This is a genomic window from Arthrobacter sp. BG5 (assembly GCF_056680155.1).
Genome location: NZ_CM155268.1, coordinates 1 through 11903 on the forward strand (window position 1 = coordinate 1; position 11903 = coordinate 11903).

The 11903-nt window shown below is 66.0% G+C and carries 10 protein-coding genes and 1 riboswitch; of the genes, 3 read left to right on the forward strand and 7 right to left on the reverse strand.

The window, feature by feature from the left end:
* Positions 1-172: 172 nt before the first annotated feature.
* The 7 genes from AC1MBE_RS00005 to AC1MBE_RS00035 form a co-directional block, all read right to left on the reverse strand.
* Positions 173-3805, reverse strand: a complete 3633-nt coding sequence (locus AC1MBE_RS00005) for an EAL domain-containing protein (protein ID WP_479779910.1) — start codon at positions 3803-3805, stop codon at positions 173-175.
* A 100-nt stretch (positions 3806-3905) separates the two neighbouring features.
* Positions 3906-3980, reverse strand: a riboswitch (cyclic di-GMP riboswitch).
* Between the two features lie 325 nt (positions 3981-4305).
* On the reverse strand, positions 4306-4596 hold the full coding sequence (locus AC1MBE_RS00010; RefSeq protein WP_479779912.1) for a hypothetical protein: 291 nt from the start codon (positions 4594-4596) through the stop codon (positions 4306-4308).
* 148 nt (positions 4597-4744) lie between these two features.
* On the reverse strand, positions 4745-5488 hold the full coding sequence (locus AC1MBE_RS00015; protein WP_479779914.1) for a zinc-binding dehydrogenase: 744 nt from the start codon (positions 5486-5488) through the stop codon (positions 4745-4747).
* Positions 5482-6015 carry an alcohol dehydrogenase catalytic domain-containing protein gene (locus AC1MBE_RS00020; protein WP_479779915.1) on the reverse strand — a complete coding sequence of 178 codons (534 nt, stop codon included), beginning with the start codon at positions 6013-6015 and terminating at the stop codon, positions 5482-5484. Before AC1MBE_RS00020 ends, AC1MBE_RS00015 begins: the two co-directional genes overlap by 7 nt.
* Positions 5988-6416 (reverse strand): MBL fold metallo-hydrolase, encoded by a 429-nt coding sequence (locus AC1MBE_RS00025; protein WP_479779916.1) that lies wholly within the window; start codon positions 6414-6416, stop codon positions 5988-5990. The genes AC1MBE_RS00020 and AC1MBE_RS00025 overlap by 28 nt, the downstream gene beginning before the upstream one ends.
* Positions 6417-6594: 178 nt before the next feature.
* Positions 6595-7314, reverse strand: a complete 720-nt coding sequence (locus AC1MBE_RS00030; protein ID WP_479779917.1) for a hypothetical protein — start codon at positions 7312-7314, stop codon at positions 6595-6597.
* A 119-nt stretch (positions 7315-7433) separates the two neighbouring features.
* A complete protein-coding gene (locus tag AC1MBE_RS00035; protein ID WP_479779919.1) occupies positions 7434-8339 on the reverse strand; it encodes a CPBP family intramembrane glutamic endopeptidase in 906 nt (301 codons plus the stop codon).
* Positions 8340-8582: 243 nt separating this feature from the next.
* Here AC1MBE_RS00035 and AC1MBE_RS00040 point away from each other — a divergent pair, with 243 nt between their 5' ends.
* Genes AC1MBE_RS00040 through AC1MBE_RS00050 form a run of 3 tightly spaced genes read left to right on the forward strand, consistent with a single transcriptional unit; the run spans position 8583 to position 11842 of the window.
* A complete protein-coding gene (locus AC1MBE_RS00040; protein ID WP_479779921.1) occupies positions 8583-10046 on the forward strand; it encodes a protein adenylyltransferase SelO in 1464 nt (487 codons plus the stop codon).
* Positions 10047-10098: 52 nt separating this feature from the next.
* Positions 10099-11064, forward strand: coding sequence for an amidohydrolase family protein (locus AC1MBE_RS00045; RefSeq protein WP_479779923.1), 966 nt, complete (start codon positions 10099-10101; stop codon positions 11062-11064).
* A 28-nt stretch (positions 11065-11092) separates the two neighbouring features.
* On the forward strand, positions 11093-11842 hold the full coding sequence (locus AC1MBE_RS00050) for a lytic transglycosylase domain-containing protein (protein ID WP_479779925.1): 750 nt from the start codon (positions 11093-11095) through the stop codon (positions 11840-11842).
* The last annotated feature ends 61 nt before the right edge of the window (positions 11843-11903 follow it).

The following is an 11903-nucleotide window of genomic DNA, read 5'->3' on the forward strand; positions in this document are numbered from 1 at the left end:
CCCCGGACACAGCAATCCTCGATCCAGGGCCGAAATAGCCCCACCGCGTGGAGAGAGTTCGTCTCCATATCGTCCCCAATCCAATTAGTCCCGACGTAATGGCGGTTGTGTTGTGGATGTTGAAGTCGCCCTGTCACGGCTGCTTTCGGCCGGAAGACTCAGCTCTCCGGCCCTATTCGACCCCTTCGCCGGGAAGGCCGCGTACGTCCCTCCCGTTTGGGTCGATCCGTTCCCGCTCGACAGCGATTTCCCTAAAGCTTTTTACGATGCCGTGTCCCTCCCCGTGCCCTAGCCGCGTGACGTCCAGGACTCCTCCGGCCATTTTGATTTTTAAGGTCTCGCCGGAACTCCGTTTGCCGAGGAGGATCGACTCGATCGAGCTCTGCACCACGGCGGTCACCCCCGCTGATGATTCCCTCCTCTCCGGCACGAACATCAGCCGCGTGCCCGTGAGGACTACGAAGCCGGGTTCGTCGTTGAGGTGCCCTTTCCCCACCGCTCGGACAACATCGTGCGGGTCCAAGAGGCCAACAATCCGCCGGACTGCTTGCTTGCCGCTGAAACTGAGTCCTGCCCTGGCCGCCGCGTCCGTGAGGCCGTGGGTATACATGGCGCCCTCCGGTAGATTTTCCTCGGCCTCGAGCAGCAGGTCGTCGAGCTCAGTTCCGCCGTCGTCAGATGTCCATACGACGTCGGTGCGCCAGCCGGTGGCTGACATTGCGCCGGTCAACCGCGCAGGCCTCCGCCGCCGGCGGATGGAGCGGGGCACCTGGATTCGTAGCTCCGCCCCTTCCGAGCCCTCCACTCTGTAGCCCGCCTTCTCAGCGGCGCGATGAATTAGCTGGCGCGCTTCGCCGGCGTCCGACATGAGGGTCCAGAGAACACTTCCGGCAACCGGGACAGCGGATTGCTGCGTGGTCAGCGCTGGGCACGAACGTTCGAGCTGTTTCTCGAACTCTGGGGCATCCATCGGTTTGCCCAGATGGAACCCTTGGGCGCGGCCGCAGCCAATCTTCGTTAGGGCGGATAGCTGATCTGATGTCTCGACTCCTTCGGCGACCACCAGCAGGCCGAGACCATGGGCCAGCCCGACGATCCCGGCGATAAATGCATCGGATCCCTCTTCACCGAGCCGCGTGGTGAAAGACCGGTCGATCTTGACCTCTGTGACCGGCAGCCTGTGCAACTGGGCGAGGGAGGAATAGCCGGTTCCGAAATCGTCTATGGAAATACCGACACCAAGGTCGCGAAGCTCGCGGAGGTTGCGATCGTTCACGGAGGAGTCGGTCATGGCCTGGGACTCGGTGACTTCCAAGGTGAGAGCGGCGGCAGGTAATTTCGAGCGGCTCAAGGTCTCCCGTACCAGCGCCGGGAAGGCCGCGTCGCTGAGCTGGACTGACGACACGTTGACAGCAACCTCCATGGAGTGACCCGCCGCCCGCCAGCCAGCGCCGGCAAAGCAGGCCACGGAGAGGACATGGGCGCCGACCTCAGCGATGAGGTTGCTGTCTTCCGCTAGGGGAATGAACTCTCCCGGCGCCAGCAGGCCAAGTTCGGGATGTTCCCAACGGACAAGTGCTTCGGCAGCGACTACGGACTTCGTTGCCATGTCGAATTGGGGCTGGAATTGGACGCGCAGCTCGCCGCGGGCGGCGGCCCCGCGCAGGTCAGCCTCGAGCCGCAGGTAGTCCGTGCGCTGGTTTCGCGGCGGGGTGTGGCCCCGGGCCCGGGCTTTTGCCCGGTACATCTCGAAATCCGCTTTCGCTACGAGACGCCGGCCCGCTTCTGCATGCGAGCTCGCCTGATCGCCGGGGCTTGCCCCGCCGACGGTGGATCCAATCGAAATGTCGACGAACACCTTCCTGCCGCCGATCTCGACGGGTTTCGCCAGGCTTGAACGGATCATGGCAGCCACCTGGTCGACCCTAGAAGGGGCGTCGAGATCGGGCAGGAGGACCACAAACTCGTCACCGCTGTAGCGGGCGACAGTATCCGCATCGCGTACGGCCCCTTGCAGCTGGGCGGCGATGTGGCGGAGCACGCTGTCACCAGCGCCGTGGCCGAGTCCGTCGTTGATTCTTTTGAACCGGTTGACGTCGCAGAAGAGGAGGCCGACCTGGCTTCCATCCCGGGCGGCCCGCGCAAGGCAAGCTTCCAGCCGGTCCTCCAACAAGGCCCTGTTGGGCAGGCCGGTGAGCGGGTCATGCAGAGCCTGCCGGCGGGCATCTTCAAGGAGTCGAATTCTCTCCAGAGCCACGGCGGCCAGGGCGGCCAGGCCGCTGAGACGATCGGTAAGGGCGCCGTTCAGGGTGGCCGGGGCTGCCCCTGTCCAGTGCGCCAGTACGATACCTGCGAGCTGGTCCCCGGTTAGGATCGGCACAGCAGCCAGGGCTGAGATATCGAACTCGTCAAGCATGCCACGGGCCCAGTCCGACCCGCGGCTGTCCACCAGCAGCGGAGCGCGGCTGGCAAGCAGGTGGGTAAGTTCGGGGCTGTCTTGGGCGGCGACGATGTAGGAAGCGAGGCGTTCTGCCGACTCACCGTGCCATCCGCTCATCCCTGCGATCCGGAGGCGTTCGGCTTCGGGATCCCAAAGTGCGATCGCGGACCGGTCGGCGCCGGAGAGGGTCGGTACAGCGTCGGCAATCGAGCCGGCCAGCGAGAGCACCGTGGAGTGCTGAGCCAGCGAACCGGAGACGTTGAGCAGCAGATGAGCCGTTTCTCCGTGTTCCCGGGCCTCGGCGACGACGCCCGCAATATCGAGGCTGACGGCGGCATGCTGTGCATAGGATGCCAGGGCCTCGGCGTCGTCGGGAAAGAATTCCTGCCCGGTATGCGCCACGGCGGCCAGAACGCCGTAAAAATGTCTCGCGGACTCCACTGGAGCGCTCATCACGGGTAGTCCGTCCAAAATCGACGAGTCCGGCGACAGGGCAGTTCCGTTCTCATCCAGCGCCGCCGCCAGTACATCCCCAAGGCCGCGGGTCCGAACATGGCGCCCCCCGCCGGGTGTGCGCACGGCCAGAAGGTGGCCAGGGGCGTGTACTGCGCTGTCCGTGCGGTCCAGAATCCGGTCCAGGACTTCTTCCAATGAGTCCATGCTCGCCAAGTCCGCAGCGGCGCCCTCCAACGTGCGCAGCCTGTGCTCGGCCACTGAGCGGGGGTCGGTTACCCTTTTATTCGCTGCGGGTTTGCGCAGCAGACCGCAAAGACGCTGAAGCGGTGGTACGGTCCACGTGACCTCGTAGCGGCACTCTGAGGCGCCTGTGACCTGGCATGCGTTGCCGTGGGCCACACGCGCGCGAGGAAGCCCGAAGAGGACGGGGACCTGGGCGAGGAAACTTATCTGGGCGTCGCAGTCGACCCTGTTGGGTTTGTAGGGAGGCAGGACCTTCCAGGTGAGCGAGGCTGATCCCTCTTCAGCCCGATCACACACGAGCAAGGTCGCGGAATCAAAGCGCGTGGAGAACGGGGAGACGCCGCGGAACGCGGCTGCAGGCGAGCCTTGTTCCCGGCCCAGCCGGCGCCACGGCTCCATTGCGTCGTCTTGCAACGACACGGCACCCAGGCGGAGTCCGATCCGCGGATTCGCGAGCTCGTCAGCGGCAGCTTCGAAAAGCCGCAGTTTGTCCGGATAGGAAATCCTCCCATCCGCACTCAGAAGCTGGTCCCGCCGGTGGCTCAGCCCTGCCCTTCGCAGGACCCGGTCCACGCCGTCGGGGCCAGCGTCGTCCGTAACAACCCGCAGCAAAACGCGGGTGATCCCCGTTGACGTGCCGGGTGCTGCTTTGTCAGTCCCGGCCATCAAATGCCCCGGTTACTAAGGCTGGGCTTCTGTGGCTGCGCCACGCAGGGCTGGACGCATGGCAAATCGGGAGTCAGGAACATACCGGGGACCTTTGCTGTTCGGTAGCCCGGCTGACCTCGTGGGCCCCGTGGCTTTGCGTCCCCGGCTCGCACCGGGTTTGCCTTTATCGAGGAGCGGATGCTCAATCGAGCGACATCTTAGCAAATCGGTTTACGAACCCCGACGAGAGTTGGAGGTTGGCGAAAACCGCTGTAGCAGAGTTCGTAAGGAGAACCGCGGTGTGGACAGTGTCCACACTTTGGGGTCCGGACGGGGCTGAGTGTGGACAAAGCTTCTATGATGGGCCCCGGCGGGCCCATCTTTTGTTGGGGGCCGTAAGTGTGGGCCGGGGCCCGCTTACCTACTATGTCTGTCAGATTTCGGTGCCGGCGCGTAGCGCCCGGGGCAGTTCCGAATGGACCACTCGCCGTGGGGCTTCCAGCCAATTATTGATGCCTCTAGCCGTTCATGGGTCCCACGGCATGAACGCTTTCCGACCCCGGACCGGTGAGCTTAACGGTGCACCGGACAACAAGCCGGTCCGGGGCGTTTTCGACGTCAACCAGCGTTTCTCCGGCTTGCAGGACCGCATAGGTTTCTTCGCCGGCTTCCACTTTGAATCCCCGCCTATCGGCATCCTGGGTTGCGTTTTCCAGAGCCTCGCGGCGGAGCTCATCCAGGTATCCGCGTTCATCTGCGCGGGCGGCGTCGCCAAATGCCCATCCGAAGAGCGTCCCGGGTTTTTCCATAAAGCTGAGTTTACGCACAAAGGTGGAACGTTTTAGCTGGCAGCGTGGGACGGGACCCCCACCGGTACCGTGGCGTCGTTCTGATCGAGCATGGGGCCGACAAGAACAGCAGCAAGAGACTTGATGCGGAGCCGCCGGCCTCCGATGACTAGCGCGGTCCTGCTGGCATGCAAAGGGCGAGGGTGCCTACGACGCCTCCGTTCTCCAGCAGCGCGTGGGCCTGCCCGGCCTCCAGCATGGGGAGCCGGCCTGCGATCACCGGACTGATCCGCCGGGACTCGAGCATCTCGTAGAGAGTCGCCCAGGCATCCATTAGCGGGCGGCGGTCCAGCCGCCACGATGTCGTCCCATAGAGGCGGATCTTCGTACCGCGGGGAACCAGGTTGTTCCCGATCGCCCGGCCAAGCAGGCGCAGTGTCGCGGTGGGGCTGCCGGGATTGGCGTACTCAACGAGGACGCCCCCGGGTCGCAGCACGGCCAGGCCGTGGTCGACCCATTCGCCGCCAATTCCGTCTAGCACCGCGTCGACCCCTTGAGGCTCCAGTCGGCGCAAGTTACCGACCACATCCTCGTCGCTGCCGTCGAGGGGCACCACCCCGTTGGCGGTGAGCCAGGCGCGTTTCGCGGCAGTGTCGACCCCGTAAATTCTTAAGTCCAGCAGCTGCCCGAGCTGAACTAGGGCTGTGCCGATCCCACCGGCGGCTCCCGTGACGAGGATCGTCTGCCCTCGCCGGAGCCGGGCTGCTCGTGACAGGACCTGGTGTGCCACCAGGTAGTTCAGCGCCACGGCCACCACCTCGCCCGCGTCCAGGCCAGCGGAAATCCGCATCATGGGGTAGCGGTGTACAAAGACGTACTCGGCGTACCCGCCCCTCTCGGTCAGTGCTACCACCCGGTCCCCGACAGCGACTGCGGCGACGCCCGGCCGACGGCGTCCACCATGCCGACGACAGCGTAGCCGGGCACGAACGGGAACTTCGGCGGATACGTCGACAGCCCGCGGCGGGCCTGCACGTCGACGGCGCTTACGCTGCAAGCCTCGACACGGACCCTGACCTCGCCGCGGCGTGGCGCCCTCAGCTCGCGACGTGCGATCGCCAGCACTTCCGGGCCGCCTGGGCGGGTCGCGACCACGGCGCTGTACTCAACGGGCGCCGCCTGCTGGAGGGTTTCCGGGGCGGCACCACGGGCGGCGAGGTCTGCCAGTTGCCCGGCCGCCGAAGGCCCGACGATCGGGCGCCCGTGGCCGCTCGCAAGCACCTGGGGCCGCAGTTCGGCGAGCACGGCGATCGAGGCCTCCGCCGCAACCCGGTCCCAGGTCGTAATCCACGGCGGGCCGCTGACGCTCGGCGCACGGGCCAGCAGGCCCCGCACAGTGTTGAGGTCCACCGTCAGCACCGCATCGCCGGTGAGCAGCACGCCGTCGTCACCGCATCGCCGGTGAGCAGCACGCCGTCAGCCTCCCGGAAGAGAGCGATGTGGCCGGGCGTGTGCCCCGGGGTAGGAATGCAACGGCACCCGGGCAGTCCGGGCATCCCTTGGGCCGGATCGAAGGGGTGCGCGACGTCGGTTAGGTCCGCCGCCTGGATCGTCCCCGGCGGCAGCAGCCTTAGCAGAGGACCCAGCACCCACCGGTCCAGGGGATTGGCGTACTCCTCCAGGAGCTTCCCCGGGGCCTGTGGCAGCTCGGCAGGATGCACGTAGACCGGCACCGCCCACCGGCGGGACAACGCCGGAGCCGATCCGGAGTGGTCGGGGTGGACGTGCGTCAACACAATCGACGCCGGCCGGGTGCCCGGACCCAACAGCAGCTCCGCCACCGCAAAGATCCGCTGCCCGGCGTGTGGCCACCCGGCATCGACGAGAACCCACTCGGGCCGGAGCGCACGAGGTACACGTGAGAGGCGAGCCGGCCCCGACCGGTGCGCAGCTGGTATACGCCGTCGGCGACATCGATGGGCTGCGGCATCCTCGTGTTCATCCCTGATTGTCTTCCCCTCATCGTCGTTCCACCGCCACGCGGGTCGCGGGCCCGGGGCCGCGCAGCAGCAACACAGCCGCCAGGACCACCCACACTGCCGGCGGGAGGTTGGCGACAACCACCGGGCCCCACCCGGCAGCGTTGTAGAACCCGGCTGGGTCCAAGGGACCGCCGTACATTGACGGCACGGCCGCTGCGCACAGCAGGACCCCGAGGTAGGCGATCCACCGGGTCCAGCGCGGTAGGACACCGGTGGCGGCGGTCGACCAGCCGGCGGCACCGAGGAAGAGCCCGGTAATGGCGAAAGCGATTGAGCTGTTGTAGATCAGCATGTACCCCATGGTGAGGGCACGGTTCACTGACGGGTCCGGCTCCGGAGCCATGGCATCCAGCGCCAGGCCACCCTCCAATCCGTTGGCCACCAGGGTCACTCCGACCCACACGGCCATGGAAGCGACCACGAGCGACCCCGCCCACCGGTATCGCCGGTCGGCCCGTCGGATAAGATCGCCTAGCCCTGCAGCGAACATCATCGCTGTCACGTACAGGCCCAAATCGAGCAGGATCCGGGTGAAGATGACGTTGCGAATCCGCCATGCCTCCGCCGCGCCGGCGGCGCCGTCGTATATTCGAACCGAAGGGTCCTGCACCAGATACAGCGGAAACTGGGCCGCCCAGAACACCAGCATCCCAATGGCGGCCCAGCCGGTGAGTCGCCGCAGCGCGTTATCTTCCACGGCTAAGATCCTTCCCTGGTACTTAGGACGTGGGCGGCACCGTGCCTGCGGCAGGGTTGCCTCTCCGGCACGGAGTCCGGCTGAGCGAACGGCAGCGAGGAGGGCGCTTAAGGCCGCCGTCACCGATCTTTTCCTAGAGCAGGCTTCGTTGCCGGCCGTTTCTTTCGCTGTAGCCGGCGGCGGCCCAGCCAGACTGCAGCGACCATGAGGACCAGGACGTCGGCGAATCCCAGGATCGCCTCCCACGGCAGCTCGATGTCACCGCGGCTGAGGTTGTTAAAGAACGAACCCAGCGGCGTGAGCAACGGCCACAGCACAAGGACGTTGCGGACCAAAGCGAACGCAACCGCGTAGAGCACCCCGAGCCCAAACAGAAAGACCATTCCATCACCGCCCATCCCGTAACCGACGTGGTAAACCGCGTACAGGCCAGCCGCGATTGCTATGCCGGGCGCCTGACCGAAACTCGCGCTCAGGCGCATCTGGACGAAGCCACGGAAAAACACGGTCTCGAAAGCACCTACCGTCAAAGACATAACGAGCAACGGAACCCAGCCAACAGGTGCAGGCAGCCGGTAGCCGAGAAGCGTGATTGCAAACTGGATAAGGGACAGGATGAGTCCAAGCACTGTCGCCTGCTTCCAGTTGTCCAGTCCCAGGCCCAGATCGGACAGCGGAAGCCCCCGCCTAACCGTGTAGAAAACCGGCCCTGCGACCCCCAGGACCAAGCCTGCACCAAAGCAGAGGAAAAGACCGAGAACGTTGGCGGTCGTGAAGACGGTGAAGGCTACGCGGAACAGCGCCACGACGGCAATGTACAGTGCTGCCACCACCGCCAGATCCAATCTGTCAACGCGCCCGCGCCGCCAGCCCACCGGACCGGTCAGAGCAGCCAAAAGAAGCGCCGAGGCGGGGACCGCTATTCCAAACACCGTCAGGTCAAGGAAGGCCAACGACAACATTGCCGCCACGAGCCAGGAAAGCCACGTCCACGCGCGCCAGCCTTCAATTCCCAGGATCTTCATCGGGTCCGCCCTTTCGCCCTGACGACAGCGTGGCCCTCAAGGGTCCTTGCTGATAGAGCATTTGGGCCGTGATACGTATACCGTCACCGCGCAGCCGATGATTCGGATGTCGCACAAGTGCAGGTCCCCGGCGGATGCTCCATGTAGGCCGGTTTGCTGCGGGACGATACGGCCGCGCGGGTCTGCGGGAATGGTCGCGGTGCGAGCCGTCACCGTTCATCGTGTGACGGCTATTCTGGATGCATGGATGCCATGTCCCTATCAGCCGTCACGTTGAGCGGCCACTTCGCCCGGGACTTTCCGGAGATGGCCATTGCTTGGCGGGCAGAGGACATCGCTGACCCTCAATTACTGGTGCTCAACGACCCGCTGGCAACCGAATTGGGCCTGGACGTTGACTTCTTACGAAGTGCCGAAGGGGTGGGCCTGCTGACCGGGCATCGGCTCCCCGTTGATGCCACTCCGGTCGCGCAGGCTTACGCGGGCCACCAGTTTGGCTGGTACGCCCCCCGGCTCGGCGACGGGCGCGCCCTCTTGCTCGGTGAGATCACGCACGCCGACGGCATGCCGCGGGACATGCATCTCAAGGGTTCCGGACGTACACCGTTCGCCCGCGGGGGAGACGGTCTGGCCGTCGTCGGGCCGATGTTGCGCGAATATCTTGTCAGTGAAGCCATGCACGCGTTAGGCGTTGCCACCACACGGTCCCTCGCCGTGGTGGCAACGGGGCGTCCCGTGCAGCGTGACACTGTGTTGCCGGGAGCCGTGCTCACCCGCGTCGCTATGAGTCATGTGCGCGTGGGCAGTTTCCAGTACGCCGCGGCCACGGGGGACGCCGGTCTCGTTCGCCGCCTCGCCGACTATGCGATCTCCCGGCACTATCCGGCGACGGCGCAAGCCGAAAACCCCTACCTCGCACTCTTCCACGCGGTGGTTGCTGCGCAGGCGTCGCTGGTGGCCCACTGGATGCTGGTGGGATTCGTCCACGGGGTAATGAACACGGACAACATGACGATCTCAGGCGAGACCATCGATTACGGCCCGTGTGCTTTCATGGACGCGTTCGACCCCGCCGCCGTCTACAGTTCGATCGACGAAAGCGGGCGCTACGCCTATCGGAACCAGCCAGTGGTGGCGGAATGGAACCTCGCCCGTCTCGCCGAGTCGCTGCTGCCCCTGCTGCATGAGGACCAGGAGACAGCCATCCAGCTTGCGGTGGAATCACTGGACGATTTCCGCCGGCAGTACAGTGCTGCCTGGGCGGCGGGCATGAACAGGAAGCTTGGATTCCGTCCGGGGCTCGGGGATGAGGTGACGTCGCCCCTCGTCGAGGAGCTGTTGACCCTCCTGCAGCGGGGACGCGTGGACTACACCGCGGTCTTCCGCAGCCTCGGCAATGCGGCCCGCGGCCGCCCTGAGTCAGCCCGGCAGCTCATTCCGGATGGGACGGCGTTTGATGACTGGGCTGGGCGCTGGCGTGCCTTGAACCCGGACGCCGACATGATGGACCGGGTTAATCCGGCGTACATTCCCCGCAACCACCTGGTGGAGGAAGCCTTGGCCGCTGCCACCGGCGGCGACCTGGGGCCGCTGTTCCGGCTTCTGGATGCGGTCACCGACCCGTACAACGAACGCCCCGGTCTCGAGCGATACGCACTTGGCGCGCCGGATGACTTCGGCGCGTACCGCACGTTCTGCGGAACCTGAGCAGTTGCCCCGCTCAACCAGACTGAAATGAACCTGTTGGCAGGGGATTCGGATGGGCCCGCCGTACCGTATCGACACGCACCAGCACATCGTTCCGCCGGGGTATGCGCGGTGGATGCGTGACAAGGGGATAGACCCCGGTGGGATTGGTCTGCCGTCGTGGTCCGAGCGCTCGGCGTTGAAGTTCATGGACAGGCACGACGTGCAGACCGGCATCCTTTCCCTGTCCACGCCCGGCGTCTACTTCCGGGATGCGATGGAAGCGCGGTTGAGGGCGAGGGAGGTCAACGAGTTCTGCGCGGAGGTAGTGGCCGCCCGGCCGGATCGGTTCGGGTTCTTTGCGACCCTCACACTGCCGGACGTGGAAGGCGCCCTCGCGGAGGCCCGGTACGCCTTGGACACCCTCCTGGCGGACGGGGTCGTGTTGCTGGCCAACAATGACGGCCGCTACCTGGGAGATCCGGGATTTGAGCCTCTGCTGGAGTTCCTGCACCACCGCCGGGCCGTGGTCTTCATCCACCCCGGTGAGCTTCCGGCCCCGGCGGTGCCCGGTGTACCCTCCTTTGCCGCCGATTTCCTGCTCGACACCACCCGCACCGCGATCAGCCTGGTCCTGTCCGGTGCGATGGAGAAGTTCTCGGGCGTCAAGTTCATCCTGGCGCACGCGGGCGGATTCGTGCCCTTCATCGCCTACAGGATCCTGCTGACGATGCTCAACGACAAGGACCAGGCCCTCAGCGCGCTGGCGGCCCTGGGAGATAAGAAGCTGTCCATCTTGCGGCGGTTTTATTACGATGTGGCCCTATCCGCCAGCCCGGCGGCGTTGCCCAGCCTGCTCGAGGTAGCTGACCCGGGCCGCATCACCTACGGCACTGACTTCCCGTTCGCCCCCGCGGCAGCGATTGATTTCCTGAACATGCAGTATGAGAAGTATCCGCTGGGCCCCGTACTGCGCGCGGCGATAGACCGCGGCAACGCGGAGGCGCTGTTTCCCCGTCTCAGCCTTGACCGGAATTAGCCGATTGAGGGCGTGGTTTGATTAGTCAGTGCTCCGTCTCAGACGCTTCCTTGTTCTCGGCCTGTTCGCCGTGTGCGTCATCGCTGCCTTCTCGTTCTGGGTAACCCGGCAGCCCGGCGCAGCCGGCGGGGTCCTTCCCGCACCGCCGCGCGCGGGGGCGAAGATGGACCTGTCCTCCGCCGGGATCACTACCGCCGTGAACGTGACCCGCAGTCCGGATGCCCGGTGGCTCGTCCGGGCTGCCGCGCAGACCGGGATCCCTGCCCGCGCGCTCCGCGCCTACGTTGCGGCGGCCGCTACGGCCAACGAGGCGGCTCCGGCGTGCGGGATCGGCTGGAACACGGTGGCAGCTGTCGGCTCCGTCGAATCGGCGCACGGAACCTACGGCGGCGGCAGCCTCAACGCCGCAGGGCAGGCGAGCGGCCCCCTCGTGGGCCCGAGCCTTAACGGCGACGGGTTCGCCGCCATCGGGGACACCGACGGCGGTGCCCTGGACGGCGACGCCCGCTGGGACCACGCCGTCGGGCCCATGCAGTTCATTCCCTCCACCTGGCAGCTTGCCGGGCAGGACGGCAACGGGGACGGAAAGGCGGACCCGTTCAACATCGATGACGCCGCCCTCAGCGCAGCGGCGTATCTGTGCGCCCACGGCCGTGACCTCTCTACCGGCCAAGGGTGGACCGACGCCATCTACTCCTACAACCAGTCCGGTCCCTACATTCGCCAAGTACGGGCCCAGGCCACCGCCTACGCCGCGAAAGCGGGCACGGCCGGGTGAGCCAGCGCGCTGACGGCCCGGAGCGGTGCGTGCCGGAGCCAGGTGACTCCATGAGGTGCCG

Coding starts and splice junctions, on each gene's coding strand:
- AC1MBE_RS00005 (WP_479779910.1), bottom strand. CDS start 3,805: ATGGCCGGGACTGACAAAGCAGCACCCGGCACGTCAACGGGGATCACC.
- AC1MBE_RS00010 (WP_479779912.1), bottom strand. CDS start 4,596: ATGGAAAAACCCGGGACGCTCTTCGGATGGGCATTTGGCGACGCCGCC.
- AC1MBE_RS00035 (WP_479779919.1), bottom strand. CDS start 8,339: ATGAAGATCCTGGGAATTGAAGGCTGGCGCGCGTGGACGTGGCTTTCC.
- AC1MBE_RS00040 (WP_479779921.1), top strand. CDS start 8,583: ATGGATGCCATGTCCCTATCAGCCGTCACGTTGAGCGGCCACTTCGCC.
- AC1MBE_RS00045 (WP_479779923.1), top strand. CDS start 10,099: ATGGGCCCGCCGTACCGTATCGACACGCACCAGCACATCGTTCCGCCG.